Origin of the sequence: Mycobacterium sp., from assembly GCF_035640695.1 — a bacterium.
Lineage (GTDB): Bacteria > Actinomycetota > Actinomycetes > Mycobacteriales > Mycobacteriaceae > Mycobacterium.
The window spans coordinates 1-17,670 of sequence record NZ_DASQVQ010000132.1; the positions used below are offsets into that span (position 1 = coordinate 1).

Annotated in this window: 15 protein-coding genes; 7 read left to right on the forward strand and 8 right to left on the reverse strand. The window is 68.0% G+C overall.

Annotated elements, in window-relative coordinates:
• Together tal and tkt are read right to left on the reverse strand one after the other, a co-directional pair.
• On the reverse strand, positions 1-978 hold a 978-nt coding region (gene tal / locus VE759_RS15270), incomplete at its 3' end, for a transaldolase (protein ID WP_324933895.1).
• 17 nt (positions 979-995) lie between these two features.
• Complete coding sequence (tkt, locus tag VE759_RS15275) at positions 996-3,086, reverse strand: transketolase (protein ID WP_324933897.1); 2,091 nt, start codon at positions 3,084-3,086, stop codon at positions 996-998.
• Between the two features lie 220 nt (positions 3,087-3,306).
• Here tkt and VE759_RS15280 point away from each other — a divergent pair, with 220 nt between their 5' ends.
• The gene (locus VE759_RS15280) at positions 3,307-4,236 is read left to right on the forward strand and encodes a heme o synthase (protein ID WP_324933898.1); all 930 of its coding nucleotides are present in this window, start codon (positions 3,307-3,309) and stop codon (positions 4,234-4,236) included.
• A gap of 134 nt (positions 4,237-4,370) precedes the next feature.
• Positions 4,371-5,306, forward strand: coding sequence for a DUF1254 domain-containing protein (locus tag VE759_RS15285; protein ID WP_324934050.1), 936 nt, complete (start codon positions 4,371-4,373; stop codon positions 5,304-5,306).
• Here VE759_RS15285 and VE759_RS15290 read toward each other — a convergent pair.
• Positions 5,303-6,277: a quinone oxidoreductase gene (locus VE759_RS15290; RefSeq protein WP_324933900.1), complete on the reverse strand. Its 975-nt coding sequence runs from the start codon at positions 6,275-6,277 to the stop codon at positions 5,303-5,305. The genes VE759_RS15285 and VE759_RS15290 overlap by 4 nt on opposite strands.
• Before the next feature lie 19 nt (positions 6,278-6,296).
• Between VE759_RS15290 and VE759_RS15295 the strand changes: the two genes are divergently transcribed.
• Complete coding sequence (locus tag VE759_RS15295) at positions 6,297-7,241, forward strand: hypothetical protein (RefSeq protein ID WP_324933902.1); 945 nt, start codon at positions 6,297-6,299, stop codon at positions 7,239-7,241.
• Here the strand turns inward: VE759_RS15295 and VE759_RS15300 are convergent.
• From VE759_RS15300 to mptB, 5 genes are all read right to left on the reverse strand, one after another.
• Complete coding sequence (locus VE759_RS15300) at positions 7,191-8,117, reverse strand: heme A synthase (protein WP_324933904.1); 927 nt, start codon at positions 8,115-8,117, stop codon at positions 7,191-7,193. The genes VE759_RS15295 and VE759_RS15300 overlap by 51 nt on opposite strands.
• A 63-nt stretch (positions 8,118-8,180) precedes the next feature.
• Positions 8,181-8,855, reverse strand: a complete 675-nt coding sequence (locus tag VE759_RS15305) for a DUF429 domain-containing protein (protein ID WP_324933906.1) — start codon at positions 8,853-8,855, stop codon at positions 8,181-8,183.
• 5 nt (positions 8,856-8,860) lie between these two features.
• Positions 8,861-9,634 carry an ABC transporter permease gene (locus VE759_RS15310; RefSeq protein ID WP_324933908.1) on the reverse strand — a complete coding sequence of 258 codons (774 nt, stop codon included), beginning with the start codon at positions 9,632-9,634 and terminating at the stop codon, positions 8,861-8,863.
• A complete protein-coding gene (locus VE759_RS15315; protein WP_324933910.1) occupies positions 9,631-10,557 on the reverse strand; it encodes an ABC transporter ATP-binding protein in 927 nt (308 codons plus the stop codon). Before VE759_RS15315 ends, VE759_RS15310 begins: the two co-directional genes overlap by 4 nt.
• Before the next feature lie 6 nt (positions 10,558-10,563).
• A complete protein-coding gene (mptB, locus tag VE759_RS15320) occupies positions 10,564-12,273 on the reverse strand; it encodes a polyprenol phosphomannose-dependent alpha 1,6 mannosyltransferase MptB (protein ID WP_324933913.1) in 1,710 nt (569 codons plus the stop codon).
• On the opposite strand from mptB, the gene VE759_RS15325 reads away from it, so the two are divergent.
• Genes VE759_RS15325 through sufC form a run of 4 tightly spaced genes read left to right on the forward strand, consistent with a single transcriptional unit; the run spans position 12,259 to position 17,670 of the window.
• On the forward strand, positions 12,259-13,125 hold the full coding sequence (locus VE759_RS15325) for a metalloregulator ArsR/SmtB family transcription factor (protein ID WP_324933915.1): 867 nt from the start codon (positions 12,259-12,261) through the stop codon (positions 13,123-13,125). The genes mptB and VE759_RS15325 overlap by 15 nt on opposite strands.
• A complete protein-coding gene (gene sufB, locus VE759_RS15330; protein WP_324933917.1) occupies positions 13,122-15,704 on the forward strand; it encodes a Fe-S cluster assembly protein SufB in 2,583 nt (860 codons plus the stop codon). The genes VE759_RS15325 and sufB overlap by 4 nt, the downstream gene beginning before the upstream one ends.
• Positions 15,701-16,882 carry a Fe-S cluster assembly protein SufD gene (gene sufD / locus VE759_RS15335; RefSeq protein WP_324933919.1) on the forward strand — a complete coding sequence of 394 codons (1,182 nt, stop codon included), beginning with the start codon at positions 15,701-15,703 and terminating at the stop codon, positions 16,880-16,882. Before sufB ends, sufD begins: the two co-directional genes overlap by 4 nt.
• Entirely contained in the window at positions 16,882-17,670 is a 789-nt protein-coding gene (sufC, locus tag VE759_RS15340) for a Fe-S cluster assembly ATPase SufC (protein ID WP_324933921.1), read from the forward strand. The genes sufD and sufC overlap by 1 nt, the downstream gene beginning before the upstream one ends.

Sequence of the window (17,670 nt, forward strand, 5' to 3'; positions counted from 1 at the left end):
CTGCTGCGCCTCCCCGGCCTTGCCGGTCACCGTGTCACCGGTGATCACGCCGTGGTCGGCGACCGCGTCAATTGTCTTCTCCGGCATCGTGTTCACCGTGTTGGGCGCGACCAGTTCGGTCACGTACAGCGTGTCGGAGTAGTCGGGGTTCTTGACTCCGGTGGACGCCCACAGCGGACGCTGCACCCGGGCGCCGTCGGCCTTGAGCGGCTGGTAGCGCTGGCCGCCGAGGAAGACCTCCTGGTAGGCCGCGTACGCCAGCCGGGCGTTGGCGACTCCCGCCTGCCCGCGCAGCCCAAGCGCCTCGTCGGTGCCGATCTTCTCCAGCCGCTTGTCGATCTCGGTGTCCACCCGGGACACGAAAAACGAAGCCACGGAATGGATCTTCGATATGTCGTGGCCGCCGGCCTTCGCGGCTTCCAGGCCGGCCAGGTACGCGTCCATCACCGCGCGGTGGCGTTCGACGGAGAAGATCAGCGTCACGTTCACCGAGATGCCTTCGGCAAGCACCGCGGTGATCGCCGGCAGCCCCGCCTGTGTCGCCGGAATCTTGATGAACAGGTTCGGCCGGTCGACGATCTTCCACAGCTCGATGGCTTGCAGGATCGTGTTGTCGGTGTCGTGGGCGAGCCGCGGATCGACCTCGATCGACACCCGCCCGTCGACGCCGTCTGACATCTCCCACTGCGGGCGCAGCACGTCGCAGGCGTCGCGCACGTCGTCGGTGGTGACGGTGCGGATCGCGGCGTCGACGTCGGCGCCGCGTTCGGCCAGCTCGGCGATCTGCTCGTCGTAGGCGTGGCCCTCCGACAACGCCTTCTGGAAGATCGTCGGATTGGTGGTGACCCCGACGACACACTTGGTGTCGATCAGTTCCTGCAGGTTTCCGGTGCGCAGCCGGTCGCGGGATAGGTCGTCCAGCCAGACCGATACGCCGGCGGCGGACAGCGCCGCGAGGTTGGGATTGCACTCAGTCATCGCAATTAGCCCTTCTGTTAGTTGTCCAGTGATCGCTCGGCGGCGGCGGCGACCGCCTCGGGGGTGAACCCGAACTCGCGGAACACGGTCTTGTAATCCGCGGAGGCGCCGTAGTGCTCGACCGAGACGACTTCGCCGGTGTCGCCGACCAGCTTCCACCAGCTCTGCGCGACCGCCGCCTCGACCGCGACACGCGCAGACACCGCCGGCGGCAGCACGCTGTCGCGGTATTCGACCGGCTGCGACTCGAACCATTCCAGGCACGGCATCGACACCACGCTGGCCGTTATTCCCTTGTCCGCCAGGATCTCGCTTGCAGCAACGCAGAGTTGCAGTTCCGAACCGGTGCCGATCAGCAACACATCCGGCTCCTCGTCGGGTGTGCCGCCGAGCACGTAACCGCCCCGCGATACGCCCTCGGCGCTGGTGCCCTCCAGCACCGGCAGACCCTGACGGGTGAGGATCAGGCCGACGGGGCCGCTGCGTGCGCCGCGCTCGAGGATCGTCCGCCAGGCATGGGCGGTCTCATTCGCGTCGCCCGGGCGCACCACCGACAGGTTCGGTATCGCGCGCAGCGCCGCCAGGTGCTCGATCGGCTGATGCGTCGGACCGTCCTCACCCAGCCCGATCGAGTCGTGCGTCCACACGTAGATGGTGTCGATGTCCATCAGCGACGCCAGCCGCACCGCCGGTCGCATGTAGTCGGAGAACGTCAGGAACGTCCCGCCGTAGGCCCGGGTTGGCCCGTGCAACACGATGCCGGACAGGATCGCGCCCATAGCGTGCTCGCGGACACCGAAGTGCAGCGTCCGCCCGTACCAGTGGGCCTTCCACTCCTTCGTCGATATCGACGGCGGCCCAAAGGAGTCGGCACCCTTGATGGTCGTGTTGTTGCTCTCGGCCAGGTCGGCCGAACCGCCCCACAGCTCGGGCAGCTTCGGGCCAACGGCGGCCAGCACCGCGCCCGACGCCGCGCGCGTCGCCAGCGGCTTGGCGTCGGTCTCCCACGACGGCATGTCGGCGTCCCACCCGGCGGGCAATTTCTGCGCGAGCAGCCGGTCCAGCAGCGCCTTGCGCTCGGGCTCACGCCCCGCCCAGGCGTCGAAGTCCTGCTGCCATTTCGCGTGCGCTTCCTTGCCGCGATCGATCAGCCTGCGGGTGTGTTCCAGCACGCCGTCGGGCACCTCGAACGTCTTGTCCGGGTCGAACCCGAGGATCTTCTTGACCTCGGCGACCTCCTCGTCGCCCAGGGCGGCGCCGTGCGCCTTGCCGGTGTTCATCTTCGTCGGCGCGGGATAGCCGATGATCGTGCGCAGTGCGATGAACGATGGCTTGTCGGTGACCGCCTTGGCCGCCTCGATCGCCTGCTCGATGCCGACGACGTTCTCGCCGCCCTCGACCTCCTGCACATGCCAGCCGTAGGCCCGGTAGCGCGCCGGAGTGTCCTCGGACAGCGCGATGTTGGTGTCGTCCTCGATGGAGATCTGGTTGTGGTCGTAGAACACGATCAGGTTGCCCAGCTGCTGGGTGCCAGCCAGCGACGACGCCTCAGACGTGACGCCCTCCTCGATGTCGCCGTCCGAGGCGACCACGTATATGTGGTGGTCGAACGGGCTGGCGCCTGGTTCGGCGTCCGGATCGAACAGGCCGCGCTCGTAGCGCGACGCCATCGCCATGCCGACAGCCGACGCGAGGCCCTGGCCGAGCGGACCGGTGGTGATCTCCACGCCCTTGGCGTGGCGGAACTCCGGGTGCCCCGGAGTCTTGGAACCCCACGTGCGATACGACTCGATGTCGGACAACTCCAGCCCGAACCCGCCCAGGAACAGCTGGATGTACAGCGTCAGGCTGCTGTGCCCGCAGGACAACACGAACCGGTCGCGGCCCAGCCAGTGTTCATCGCTGGGGTCGTGGCGCATCTGGCGCTGAAACAGCGTGTAGGCCAGCGGCGCCAGGCTCATCGCGGTGCCGGGATGGCCATTGCCCACCTTCTGCACCGCGTCGGCGGCCAGCACCCGGATCGTGTCGACCGCACGCGAATCGATCTCCGTCCAGTCGTCCGGATGGTTGGGACGGGTAAGGGCGGAAATCTCTTCAAGCGTGGTCACTTGCGTGCTCCCCTCGACAGACTGACCCATTCAATACCCTAGTGCGGGCCGCCGGGATGGTCGATTGGTCCAACGGCAGCCGAGCGCGATATCCCAGCTCGCGTTACCTCGAAAAAAACCAATCAACGCGAATCCCCACCCTGAGGTGAAGGGTGACAAGGTCAGCGGTCTACCATCGCCTGTAGTAGAAGCGGCGCCCGCACCCTGAGGAGTTACCTGCGTGAGCACTCGCGAGCGGGCCAGTTCCGCTCTTGGGCCCGCCCGCATGCGCGACACGCTGGTGGGTTACCTGGCCCTGACGAAGCCGCGCGTCATCGAGTTGCTGCTCGTAACCGCCATACCGGCGATGCTGCTGGCCCATCGCGGCACCGTCGCCCCGCTGCTGATGCTCAATACGCTGATCGGCGGCATCCTGGCCGCCGCCGGTGCCAACACGCTGAACTGCGTCGCCGACGCCGACATCGACAAGGTGATGAAGCGCACCGCGCGCCGGCCGCTGGCGCGCGAGGTGGTCCGGCGCCGGTATGCGCTGGTGTTCGGTCTGGTCCTGTCGATCGGCTCGGTCTTCTGGCTGTGGTGGACGACGAACCTGCTGTCCGGCCTGCTGGCGGCGGCCACCATCGCGTTCTACGTGTTCGTCTATACGCTGCTGCTCAAGCGCCGCACCGCACAGAACGTGGTGTGGGGCGGCGCGGCCGGCTGCATGCCGGTGATGATCGGGTGGTCGGCGGTCACCGGGACGATCCAATGGCCCGCGCTGGTGATGTTCGCGATCATCTTCTTCTGGACGCCGCCACACACCTGGGCGCTGGCCATGCGCTACAAGGACGACTACCGGGCGGCCGGGGTGCCGATGCTGCCCACGGTCGCCACCGAGCGACACGTCACCAAGCAGATCCTGATCTACGCGTGGCTGACCGTCGCTGCGACGCTGGCGCTCGCGCTCGCGACCGGCTGGCTTTATGCGGCGGTCGCGCTGGCGGCCGGCGCCTGGTTCCTGGTGATGGCCCATCAGCTCTATGCCGGCGTGCGCCGCGGCGAGCCGGTGCGGCCGCTGCGGCTGTTCCTGCAGTCCAACAATTATCTGGCCGTCGTGTTCTGCGCATTGGCGGTGGATTCGGCGTTCGCGCTGCCTACGCTGTTCGGATGACGCTGCGGCGGGCCGTCGTGCCCGTGTTCGCACTGCTGTTGTTGGCCGCGTGCGCGCGGGTCGACACCGCGGGCAAGTCCACCGGCCTGACCCTCAACGACTCCCAGCGCACCACCCCCGACGGCGCGGTGATCGTGACGCCGGACAATTTCATCCGGGCCGAAACCGACTGGTACTTCGGCAACATCGTGCGGCAGGGCGGCTTCGGAAAGTTCTTCCACAATCGCGTGCTGACGCCGGTCGACGGCCAGCTCGTTGTCCGCGAGAACCGCGACACGCTCTATTCGGGGGCCGTGTTCGACCTCGACGCCGGCCCGGTCACGATCACGCTGCCCGACCCAGGCGGCCGGTTCATGTCCCTGCAAGTGATCGACGAGGACGAGTACACCCCGCACGTCATCTACGCGAAGGGATTGCACACATTCGCCCGCGACAAGATCGGCACGCGGTACGCGATGCTCGCCGTTCGCGTCCTGCTCAATCCGAACGACCCGGCCGATGTCGCCGCCGCGCACCAGCTACAGGACGCGATCGTGGTCAAGCAGGAGAACACCGGCAGCTTCCAGACGCCCAAGTGGGATCCGGTGAGCCGGGAAAATGTTCGCGACAAGCTCATCGCGTTGTCCACGGCGGTACCCGACACCAAAGGCATGTTCGGACCAAGGGACCACACCGACCCGGTGCGCCGGCTGATCGGTGCGGCATCGGCGTGGGGCGGCAACCCGGAAACGGATGCGCTGTACCTGAATGTCAACCCGCCGCGCAACGACGGCGCGACGGTGTACCGGGTGATGGTGGGTGAGGTGCCGGTCGACGGATTCTGGTCGATCACCGTCTACAACAAGGACGGCTACCTCACGCCGAACCCGCAGAACGCCTACTCGCTCAACAGCATCACGGCGACCCGCGGCGCCGACGCCGGCGTCGTCGTCCAGTTCGGCGGCTGTGACGGCGCGCTCCCGAATTGCCTGCCGATTACCCCGGGATGGAACTACATGGTGCGCCTGTACCGCCCCCAGCCGAAGGTCCTCGACGGCCAATGGACGTTCCCCGAAGCGCAGCCGGTTTAGGGCAGCAGCACCACCGAACCCACCGTCTTACGCGCCTCAAGATCACGATGCGCGTCGGCGGCATCGGCCAGCCGGTAGCGGTTACCGACGGTCACGGTGATCGTGCCCGCGGCAATCGCGGAGAGCAATTCTCCGGCGCGCCAAGAGAATTCGTCGGGCGTGCGGGTGTAGTGGACCAGCGACGGGCGGGTCAAGAACAGCGAACCGGCGGTGTTGAGCCGCTGCGGGTCGAACGGCGGCACCGGGCCGCTGGACGCGCCGAACAACGCCAACGTGCCGCGGATGGTGAGACTGGCCATGCTGGCGTCGAACGTGGTCTTGCCGACACCGTCGTACACCGCCTTCACGCCCTCGCCACCGGTCAGCTCGCGGACCTTCGCGCCGAACGCCTCGGGGTCTTCCGGGTAGTCGAGCACCTCGACCGCGCCGGCCTTGCGTGACAGTTCGGCCTTTTCCGGTGTCGACACCGTGGTGATGACCCGGGCGGCGAGGCTGGTTGCCCACTGCGTCAGGATCATCCCCACTCCGCCGGCGCCGGCATGCATCAACACCGTGTCGCGCTGTTGCACCGGGTAGACCGACTTGATCAGGTAATGGGCCGTCATTCCCTTGAGCAGTGCCGAAGCGGCCACGTCGGCGTCGACGCCGTCGGGCACGTAGGCGACGAAATCTGCTGGCGCGAGGCAATATTCGGCATACCCGCCGATGGCCGCCGCGGTGACCACGCGGTCGCCGATGCCAATCGCCGCAACGTCCTCGCCGACGGCCTCGACCGTGCCACACACTTCCTGGCCCAGGATGAATGGGACCTCACGCGGGTACTGGCCGGAACGGAAGTAGGTGTCGATGAAATTAACGCCGATCGCCTCGGCCTTGATCAGGACCTGCCCCGGCCCGGGGGACGGCTTCGGCTTCTCGACGTAGCGCAGGACTTCGGGGCCGCCGGTTTCTCCGACTTCGATTGCGTGCATCTCACTATCATGCCGGGGCATGAAGCTCGCGCGGCCGGACGTCTTCCATCCGCGGATCGTGCTGGCCGGCTTTCCGCAGCTGATCGAGGGCGACGGCGACGACGCCGGCCTGGTGACCGCGCTGCGCGGCCGCGGCCTGCATGCCCGGTGGCTGTCATGGGACGACCCGGAAACGTTGCGCGCCGACCTGGTGATCCTGCGCGCCACATGGGATTACGTCGACCGGCTGGACGAGTTCCTGACCTGGACGCGCCGCGTCGCCAACCTGCTGAACCCACCCGTGGTCGTCGCGTGGAACACGAACAAGCGCTACCTGCTCGACCTGGTCGGCGGCGGTGTCCCGACGGTGCCGAGTGCGGTGTTCGCACCGGGGGAGAAGGTGCGGTTGCCGTCGGCGCGGCAGGTCGTGGTCAAACCGACCATCGGCGTCGGTTCGGTCGGTGCCCGGCGGTTCACCGACCGCGCCGCCGCCCGCGCGTACCTGGCCGAGCTGCTTGACCAGGGCCGCGACGTGCTTGTGCAGGAATATGACGAGCGGGTCGACCGCGACGGCGAGACCGCGCTGGTGTTCTTGGGGGGGAAGCACTCGCACGCGTTTACCAAGCGGGTGATGTTGCCGCCGGCGGGCCGGACGCCGCAGCTGGACGCGACCGGCACCTATGCGGTGGAGCGGCTGGCGCCCGCCGATCCCGACTTCGAGGTGTGGGATGTCGGGGCGGCGGCGTTGGACGCGGCGGCGCGCCATCTCGGAATCGGCCAGAGCGAGTTCCTGTACGCCCGCGCCGACGTGATCGGCGGCCGCGACGATCCGCGGCTGCTGGAGCTTGAGCTGGTGGAGCCGTCACTGGGTTGGAGCCAGCTCGATCCGAAGACGCGGGAGCTGCAGCAGCGCGAGTTCGCGTTGTCCGTCGAGTCAGCCCTCGAGCGGCTGGGCCTCGGTCCGTTCTCGCATCGACGCCCATAGCGCGGCGGTGGCCGCCGTGGCCGCGGCCGCGCCGGCGACGTGCAGGGCCACCAGCGCGGCGGGCACGCCGGTGTCGTACTGGGCGAGCCCGATGAGCGCCTGCGCGCACACCACCGCCAGCAGCACGCCGAGGCGCACCAGCACCGGCCGCGGCGCGCCCACGGCAAGCAGCGCGAAACCGAGCCCGACGATCAGCCCGAGGTAGGTGATCACCAGCGACGAGTGCACATGCACCAGGGTGGTGATCTCGACCTGCAGCCTGGGCACCGTGCGGGTCGGACTTTTGTCGCCGGCATGCGGGCCGGCGGCGGTCACCAGGGTGCCGGCCACCAGCGCGGCCGCCAGCGTGACGGCGCTGACAAGGGTCAGCCGGCGCAACGGCGTGGCCACGACGAGCGTGGGCGTCCCGTCGTCGGGTTCGCCGATCTTGACGTAAAGCAGCACCGCCAGCCACACCATCGCCATCGAGAACAGCAGGTGCATCGCGACCGTCCACCACAGCAGCCCGGTCAGCACGGTGATGCCGCCCATCACCGCCTGCAACACGGTCGAGGCCGGCAGCAGCCACGCGTAGACGAGAACTTCGCGACGGCGGCGCGCCCGGATGACGACCAACACCGCCAGCACCGCGGTCAGCACGACCGCGAACGTGATCATCCGGTTGCCGAACTCCACGGCCTGATGCAGCCGCGGAACTTCGGCGTGCGGGACCGGGGTGAAACTGCCCGGGAAGCATTGCGGCCAGGTGGGGCAGCCGAGGCCCGATGCCGTGACACGCACGATCGCGCCGGTGACGGCGATTCCGCCCTGCGTGAGCACCACCAACGCGGCGACGGCGCGCTGCACGCGCAGGCTCGGCGGGGCAAGCAGATCCACGTGCCGATGGTAAAGCAGCGGCAACTACACGTCGTAGTAGGTCGACCTGTTTCGCGGGCTCGACTAGTACCAGATCGCCACGACCCGACCCCGCTCGTTGACTTGCGGCGGGTCCGGCAGCGAGCTCGCGGCCCCGGTTGCGATGCGGCGTGCGCTCCACGCCGCAGCGGCCGCGTCGAGCAGGTCGTCGGTGGGCACGTCGCCAGCCGCGCCGACGTCGTCGGGCAGGTCGATGCCGACGTCATGCAGCCGCCGCAGCCGGGCCCGCTGACCGCGCCACGACCTCTTGCCACCGTCGTCGAAAGTCAGCCCCATCGCCGTGAAAGACACCTCGGGATGCACCTCGTATAACGCGTGGCTGCCCGATTCGTATAGCGAATTGGCCTGCAACAGTTTGGCTTTCAATCCCCAGGCCTGGACGCTGAGACCGTTGCCGGTCAGCTCGCGGCACCGGGCCGACGCGAGCGCGTGCGTGTGCTCGGCCAGCGCGGGCCGTGGCGGCATGATGAAGACGCTCGATGACCGGCGGCGCAGAAACTTCTTGGCGGCGATGTCGGCGTCGCGCCAGCCAACCTCGACCAGCCCAAGGGGGATGTCAACGGCGATCGCCGCCGCGGCCACGTCGCCGATCACCGCCTCGAGCGTAGATCCACGATGCGCCGCGCCGAACCGCCCGTCTCGCAACTCGACACCGACCCAGCCGGCCGGGCAGGCGTCGATGCCGAGCACGGTCGTCATACCGGTCAGGTGAACCGGAACCAGCGCAGCGCGCCCAGCCCGGCCAGCACACCCCAGACGACGAGGACGGCGAACCCGAACCAGTCCACCGAGAGTCTCATCGCTTGCGACAGCGCCTCGGTCAGCGCGCCGGACGGCGTCAGCCGGGCCACCCATTCGACGCCTTGCGGCACCATGCCACCGCCCAGCGTCAGCGCGCCCAGCCCGGCGAACACGAACCACAGCAGGTTGGCCACCGCCAGCACCACCTCGGCCTTCAGCGTCCCGCCGAGCAGCAGGCCCATCGCGGCGAATCCCGCGGTCCCCAGCGCAATCACCACCGCCCCCATCACCAGTCCGAGCAGCGATGGACGCCAGCCCAGCGCAAAACCGATGGCGCCCAAGATGATCGACTGCAAGAACACCACCGTCACCACCGCCATCGACTTGCCGGCGATGATTCCCCACACCGGCAGCGCCGTCGCGCCGAGACGCTTCAGCGCGCCGTAGCGGCGGTCGAACGCGACCGCGATCGCCTGCCCGGTGAACGCGGTGGAGATGACCGCCAGCGCCATGATCGCCGGCGTGAACGTCGCGGCCCGATTGGATCCGAACGAGCCGAGCGGCAGCAGCGTCAACCCGATTAGCAGCGTGACCGGGATGAACATCGTCAACAGCAGCTGTTCGCCGTTGCGCAGCAACAGCTTGAGCTCGAGGCCGAACTGCGCGGCGAGCATCCGCGCCACCGCGTTGGGTCGCGGATCGGGTGTGAAAGTGCCGGGCGCGAAACGTGTGCTCATCGCCGCAACTCCCGCCCGGTCAGGTCCAGGAACACGTCTTCGAGGCTGCGCTGCTCCACCCGCATGTCGGTGGCAAGCACATCCAGCCGCGCGCACCAGGCCGTCACCGTGGCCAGCACCTGCGGGTCGATGTGGCCCTCCACCAAGTACTGGCCTGCCGACACCTCGCTGACCCGATAGCCCTCCGGCAGCGCCGATTCCAGCAGCGACAGGTCGAGCATCCGCGGCGCCGTGAACCGCAGCTGATTCTCGGCGCCGCTGCGCATCAGCTCGGCAGGCGTGCCCGACGCGACCGCGACGCCGCGGTCGATGATCACGATCCGGTCGGCCAGCTCCTCGGCCTCGGCCAGCTGATGCGTTGTCAGCACCACGGTCACCCCGTCGCGGCGCAGCCCGTCGATCAACTCCCATACCAGCAGCCGCGCGTGCGCGTCCATGCCCGCCGTCGGCTCATCGAGGAACACCAGTTCCGGGCGTCCGACCAACGCACACGCCAGCGCCAGCCGCTGCTGCTGGCCGCCGGACAACCGGCGGTATGCGGTGCGGGCCGACTCGGTAAGCCCGAGCGTGTCTAAAAGCCATTGCGGTTCAAGCGGGTTGGCCGAGTATGCCGCGACGAGATTCAGCATCTCGCCGGCCCGCGCCGCCGGATATCCCCCGCCGCCTTGCAGCATCACCCCGATGCGTTCCCGGATGCGGGCGTTGTCGGCGATCGGGTCCAGGCCCAGCACCTCGATCTTTCCGGCGTCCGGGCGGACGAAACCCTCGCACATCTCCACGGTCGTGGTCTTGCCCGCGCCGTTGGGGCCCAGCAGGGCGAATATCTCCGCGGTGTGCACGTCGAGATCGAGTCCGGACACCGCGGTCGTGGACCCGTACTGTTTGCACACCCCGCGCAGCCGCACCGGGACGCTGGAACTCACCGGAACTCAGCGTATGCCGGGCACCGCGCTGGGCGGCGACGACACCGCCCGGCGGGGCTCGGCCGGAGCCGGCGCCGGTTCGGGCAGCTGGGCCGCCTCGGTGATTGAAAGCGGCCGCCAGGGCAGCCGGTGGTACGTGCCGGCGATCAGCAGCGCCACGATGACGGTGCTGGCCAGGGTCGCGTCGACGATCTGGAACAACGCGAACCGGTCGCCGTTGGCGGTGGGGCCGAAGACGCCGACGATCAGTGTGACCGCAATCGTCGTGCCGCGGAAGCCGGGGCGGGTGGCCCAGGCCGCCAGCGGGATGATCGCCCACAGCAGATACCACGGCTGCACCACCGGGAACAGCAGCACCGTCGCGCCCATCGCGACACCGAGGCCGCCGACCGGATGCAACCGCCCGCGCAGCACCGAGATCAGCAGCCACGTGACGATGACGGCGATGATCAGCACGCCGATGCCACGGGTCAGCGCCAGCACCGCGGTGGTGTGGTCGCCGAGGCCGAGCAGAATGCCGACCTGGCCGGTTCCCAGCGCCAGCAGTGTGGGCGGCGACAACCAGCTGCGCACCACGTTGGCGGTGCCGAGCGTATAGATCCACCCGAATCCGAGGCGGCTGGCCCAGCCGATCAGCGCCATCACCGCCAGCGACACCGCGGTCAGCGAACTGACGGCCACCAGGAACGCCTTGACGGTGCCGCCCCAGCGGCGCGCCAGTGCCATCGCGACGAAACCCAGGGCCAGCAGCGACGGCAGCTTGACCTGCGACGACATCGTGATCAGCACCGCGCCCGCGATGAGCATCGCCAACGGGCTCCACCGCGACCACTCGGTGCGGCCCCGTGGCCACGCCAGCGGCTTCGGCACCAACGGACGCTCGGAGTCGACGCCGCGCAACGCGAATTCCGTGCCTGCCAGCATCAGGCCGAGCATCAGCGCCTCGTTGTGGATGCCGGCCACCAGATGCATGATCAGCAGCGGGTTGGCCGCCCCCAGCCACAGCGCGCTGACCTCGGCGACCCCGCATCGACGGGCCAGCCGCGGGGTGGCCCACACGATCAGCCCGACGCCGATCAGCACCACAAGCCGGTGAAACAGCACCGCAAAGACAATGTCTTCGCCGGTGACCGCCGAGATGCCGCGACCGATCCACAAGAACAGCGGCCCGTACGGTGCCGGCGTCTCCCGCCACAGGCTGGGCACCGAGAGCGTGAACACATGGTCGAGGCCCAGCGCAGGTGCCGGGCCGACGCGGTACGGGTTCAGTCCCAGCCGCGAGATCTGGCTCTGGGCGAGATAGGAGTAGACATCCTTGCTGTACATCGGCGGCGCGATCAGCAGTGGCAGCATCCACAGCATCAGGGTGCGATCCAGTTGGCCGCGCGACATCTGCCGGTTGCCGAGCGTGAAACGGCCCAGCATCAACCACGCCAACGCCATCATGACCGCGCCGGTGGTCGTCATCGTCAGCGAAACCGTCTGGATGCGCGACGGCAGGTTGAGCAGCCGAACGCCGAACGTCGGGTCCTGCACCACCGGGCGCGCGCCCGCGCCCAGCGCTCCGATCGCCATCAGTACGGTGCCGGTGGCGCCGAGCAACCGCGTCCGCCGCAGCGCGGTGACCTCGGCATCGTTGAGCGGCGAGCCCACCGGGCGCTCGTCGCCGTGCCATTTGGCGATCGTCGAGCTCAGGGACACATGGCGGGCGGCCATCAGTGCAGCGTAACCGTCGTCACCCTAAGGGTCGCCTTGCTGGACCCGTTGCCCGAATTCCGTCACAATGGTGTTGTGAAAATCGGCTCGAAGGCCGGCCCCGGGGCAGGACCGCTGGGCCCAGCTTCCGCCCGGGCAGGGGGACGATCCGGGGAATTCGACGGCCGCACCCGCAATGCGATCGTCAAGCTGCTGCTGGAAGCCGGACCGATCACCGCGGGCGACGTCGCCGAGCGGCTCGGCATCTCGGCCGCGGGCGTGCGCCGCCATCTGGACGCCCTGATCGACGCCGGCGACGCGCAGGCCACTGCGGCGGCGTCCTGGCAGCACAGCGGCCGCGGACGACCGGCGAAGCGCTATCGGCTGACCGCCACGGGCCGGGCAAAGCTCGGCCACACCTACGACGACCTGGCGGCCGCCGCGATGCGCCAGCTGCGCGAGATCGGCGGCAACGACGCGGTGCGGACCTTCGCGCGGCGCCGGATCGATGCCATCCTCGCCGGTGTAACCGACGGGCCCGACGACGTTGAACCCACCGCAGATCGCGTCGCCGCGGCGCTGACCAAGGCGGGGTACGCCGCGACTACCACCCGCGTGGGTGGCAAGATCCACGGCATCGAGCTCTGCCAGCACCATTGCCCGGTGTCACATGTCGCCGAGGAGTTCCCCGAACTGTGCGAGACCGAGCGGGAGGCGTTCGCGGACGTGCTCGGCACTCACGTGCAGCGGTTGGCCACCATCGTCAACGGCGACTGCGCGTGCACCACCCACGTACCACTGCCCGACCAGCCAACAGCCCTTCGGCGCGCGACCCGCACCGAAGCCCAGACCACACAAGGAGCGTCGTTATGACCGCTACCCCCGAGACCTCGGTCGCCAGGACCGAGCCGCTGACCCAGGAAGAGGCCATTGCCTCGCTGGGCCGATACGGCTACGGCTGGGCCGACACCGACGTCGCGGGCGCCAGTGCGCAGCGAGGTTTGTCCGAGGCCGTGGTCCGCGACATCTCGGCGAAGAAGAACGAACCGGATTGGATGCTGCAGAGCCGGCTGAAGGCGCTGCGCATCTTCGAGCGCAAGCCGGTCCCGGCGTGGGGCTCCAACCTCGAGGGCATCGACTTCGACAACATCAAGTACTTCGTCCGCTCCACCGAGAAGCAGGCGGCCAGCTGGGAGGACCTGCCCGATGACATCAAGAGCACCTACGACAAGCTGGGCATCCCCGAGGCCGAAAAGCAACGCCTAGTCGCCGGTGTGGCCGCGCAGTACGAGTGCTTGGCCGGTGACACCCTGGTGTGGACGGCCAATCGCGGCCAGGTTCCGATCAAGGACATCGCCTATGGCGACCGGGTTTTCGCGTACGACGAGGCCGCTGAGCGGTTCGTGGTGGCGCCGGTCAAGGCGTCCGCACAGACCGATACGCGGATGACCTTCGAAGTGAAGACTGGGCGGCGCACCATTCGTGCCACGGATAACCATCCCATGTTGGTGCTGCGCGACGAGCGCAAGCCCGGCCGTCAGCGGGCCCGCTATGCCCGGCGATGGGTCACGCTTGGCGAAATTGCGGTCGGCGACTTCATCGCTGTGCCGCGCCAGACTCCTGAGTTCGGCGAGGCGAAGGAGCTCCCGACCGTTGCGGGCTTGACCTCACCGCCGACGAGCTCTGCCGATCTGATGTGGCTGCTAGGCCTCTACATCGGCGACGGCAACCTGCATTTGTCGACGAAGACGTACCGCGTTCAGTTCGCCATACCAGCCACCGATGGGCAACTGCGCGCCGAACTGATCCGTGTCGTCAAGGACCTGTTCGGGCTGCGTTGCATCGAGGCCGACGAGTACCGCATTGTCGTGAACTCGAAGGCGTTAACCGAGTGGTTTACTGAGCTTGGCTTCACCGGGTTGTCCTTGACCAAACGGGTTCCCGAGTGGGTGTATTCGCTGCCCGTCGATCAGCGGCTCGCCTTCCTCGGAGGCTGGGTTGATGCGGACGGGTATGTGCGGCCCGATCGCAGTGGTTCGATCACTTTGACGTGCGCCAACGAGGCGCTGCTGGAACAAGCCCGGGAGCTGGCAGAGCTGTCGGGTTTGCGGGCCGGCGGGCCGTGGCGGTTCACACAGCCATATCGACACCGGCCGGAGCGGACGCAGGTCGCTTGGCGGCTGGGAATGTCCGGCGACTTCGAACGGCTTGGTTGCCGTAATCCCAAGCGGACGGATCGTTTTGGCCGTCGTGCCTATTTCCACTCGTCGAACGGTGCGCACGGCACCACGATTCGTTTTCACTGCAACGAGTGGCTGGGCTTCGAGCGAGTCAAGTCGATCCAGCCGTACGCGGTCGAGCCGGTGTACGACATCGGGGTGGACGGCCCGCATAACTTTGTGGCCGAGGGTCTCGTGGTGCACAACTCCGAGGTCGTGTATCACAAGATCCGCGAAGACCTTGAGTCACAGGGCGTTATCTTTCTCGACACCGACACCGGCCTGAAGGAACACCCGGACATCTTCAAGCAGTACTTCGGCACCGTGATCCCGGCGGGGGACAACAAGTTCTCGGCGCTGAACACCGCGGTGTGGTCGGGCGGTTCGTTCATTTACGTCCCGCCGGGCGTACATGTCGACATCCCGCTGCAGGCCTACTTCCGGATCAACACCGAGAACATGGGCCAGTTCGAGCGCACGCTGATCATCGTCGACGAGGGCGCGTACGTGCACTACGTCGAGGGCTGCACAGCGCCGATCTACAAGTCGGACTCGCTGCACTCCGCGGTGGTCGAGATCATCGTGAAGCCCGGTGGCCGTTGCCGTTACACGACAATCCAGAACTGGTCGGGCAACGTGTACAACCTGGTGACCAAGCGGGCCCGCGCGGAAGCCGGCGCCACGATGGAATGGATCGACGGCAACATCGGCTCCAAGGTCACGATGAAGTACCCGGCCGTGTGGATGACCGGCGAGCACGCCAAGGGCGAGGTGCTGTCGGTCGCGTTCGCCGGCGAGGGACAGCACCAGGACACCGGCGCGAAGATGCTGCACCTGGCGCCGAACACGTCGAGCAACATCGTGTCCAAGTCGGTGGCCCGCGGCGGCGGCCGCGCGTCCTACCGCGGGCTGGTCCAGGTGAACAAGGGCGCGCACGGCTCGAGGTCCAGCGTGAAATGCGATGCGCTGCTCGTCGATACGATCAGCCGCTCCGACACCTACCCATACGTCGACATCCGCGAGGACGACGTCACGATGGGCCACGAGGCCACCGTGTCGAAGGTCAGCGAGGACCAGCTGTTCTATCTGATGAGCCGCGGGCTGACCGAGGACGAGGCGATGGCGATGGTGGTGCGCGGCTTCGTGGAGCCGATCGCCAAGGAACTGCCGATGGAGTACGCGCTAGAGCTCAACCGGCTGATCGAGCTGCAGATGGAGGGCGCGGTCGGGTGACGACGCAGGATCTGACCGCCGCCGTCGAAGGCATCTCGAATAAGGGTGAACAGTTCACGTCGTTTGACGTCAACGCATTCGAGGTGCCCGGCGGCCGCGACGAAATCTGGCGGTTCACCCCGCTGCGCCGGCTGCGCGGCCTGCACGACGGCTCCGCGGTAGCGACCGGCAACGCCGAGATCGCGGTGACCGAGCGCGGCGGGGTCACCGTCGAGACGGTGCGCCGGGGCGACGAGCGGCTGGGCCAAGCCGGAATTCCCGCCGACCGGGTTGCGGCACAAGCTTTCTCGTCGTTCAACCACGCGACCATCGTTAGCGTGGAGCGTGGCGCGGGACCGCTGGAGCCGATCGACATCGCGATCACCGGCCCGGGAGAAGGCGCGACTGCGTACGGACATCTGCAGGTGCGCGTCGGCGAGCTGTCCGAGGCGGTTGTCGTCATCGACCAGCGCGGCAGCGGAACCTATGCCGACAACATCGAATTCGTCGTGGACGACGCGGCCCGGCTGACCGTCGTGTCGATCGCGGATTGGTCCGACGACGCGGTGCAGGTCAGCAGCCACCACGCCGCACTGGGCAAGGACGCGGTGCTACGCCACGTGGCGGTCACGCTCGGCGGCGATCTGGTGCGCTCGACGGCGCGGGTACGTTTCGACGCGCCCGGCGGTGACGCCGAGTTGCTCGGGCTGTACTTCGCCGACGACGGCCAGCACTTCGAGTCGCGGCTGCTCATCGACCACGCCCGGCCGAACTGCCGCTCGCGCGTGACGTACAAGGGCGCGCTGCAAGGTGATCCGGACTCGTCGCGCTCCGACGCGCACACGGTGTGGGTCGGTGATGTGCTAATCCGGCCGCAGGCCGTCGGCACCGACACGTTCGAGACCAACCGCAACCTGGTGCTGACCGACGGCGCGCGCGCCGACTCGGTGCCCAACCTCGAGATCGAGACCGGCGAGATCATCGGCGCCGGACACGCCAGCGCGACCGGGCGATTCGACGACGAGCAGCTGTTCTACCTGCAGGCGCGCGGCATCCCGGAGGACCAGGCCCGCCGGCTGATCGTGCGCGGCTTCTTCGGCGAAATCATCCAGAAGATCGCCGTGCCCGCCGTGCGCGAGCGCCTCACCGACGCCATCGAACACGAGCTCGAGCTCACCGAGACGATTCAAGGGAAGTAATGACCACACTGGAAATCAAGGATCTGCACGTCAGCGTCGCTGCGGCCGCTGACGCGATCGCAGAACATGGAGCCGAGATCCCGATCCTGAAGGGCGTCGACCTCACGGTGAAGTCGGGCGAGACCCACGCGCTGATGGGCCCCAACGGATCCGGCAAGTCGACGCTGTCGTACGCGGTCGCCGGTCACCCGAAATACAAGGTGACACAGGGCTCGATCACGTTTGACGGCGAGGACGTTTTGGCGATGACCGTCGACGAGCGCGCCCGCGCCGGGCTTTTCCTGGCCATGCAGTACCCGGTCGAGGTGCCCGGCGTGTCGATGTCGAACTTCCTGCGCACCGCGGCGACGGCCGTGCGTGGTGAGGCGCCGAAGCTGCGGCACTGGGTCAAAGAGGTCAAGGGCGCCATGGAGCAGCTCAACATCGATCAGCAGTTCGCCGAGCGCAGCGTCAACGAGGGCTTTTCCGGTGGCGAGAAGAAGCGGCACGAGATCCTGCAACTCGCGCTGCTGAAGCCGAAGATCGCGATTCTCGACGAGACCGACTCGGGGCTGGACGTCGACGCACTGCGCGTCGTGAGCGAGGGCGTTAACCGCTACGCCGAGGAGGTGCGCGGCGGCATCCTGCTGATCACGCACTACACCCGGATTCTGCGCTATATCCATCCGCAGTTCGTGCACGTGTTCATCGGCGGCCGCATCGTCGAGTCCGGTGGACCGGAATTGGCCGACGAGCTCGACCAGAACGGATACGAGCGCTTCACCCAGACGGCAGCCACCGGAGTGTAG

Coding starts and splice junctions, on each gene's coding strand:
- VE759_RS15290 (WP_324933900.1), bottom strand. CDS start 6,277: ATGCACGCAATCGAAGTCGGAGAAACCGGCGGCCCCGAAGTCCTGCGC.
- VE759_RS15295 (WP_324933902.1), top strand. CDS start 6,297: ATGAAGCTCGCGCGGCCGGACGTCTTCCATCCGCGGATCGTGCTGGCC.
- VE759_RS15305 (WP_324933906.1), bottom strand. CDS start 8,855: ATGACGACCGTGCTCGGCATCGACGCCTGCCCGGCCGGCTGGGTCGGT.
- VE759_RS15310 (WP_324933908.1), bottom strand. CDS start 9,634: ATGAGCACACGTTTCGCGCCCGGCACTTTCACACCCGATCCGCGACCC.
- VE759_RS15325 (WP_324933915.1), top strand. CDS start 12,259: ATGGCGGGCGGCCATCAGTGCAGCGTAACCGTCGTCACCCTAAGGGTC.
- mptB (WP_324933913.1), bottom strand. CDS start 12,273: ATGGCCGCCCGCCATGTGTCCCTGAGCTCGACGATCGCCAAATGGCAC.
- sufB (WP_324933917.1), top strand. CDS start 13,122: ATGACCGCTACCCCCGAGACCTCGGTCGCCAGGACCGAGCCGCTGACC.
- sufC (WP_324933921.1), top strand. CDS start 16,882: ATGACCACACTGGAAATCAAGGATCTGCACGTCAGCGTCGCTGCGGCC.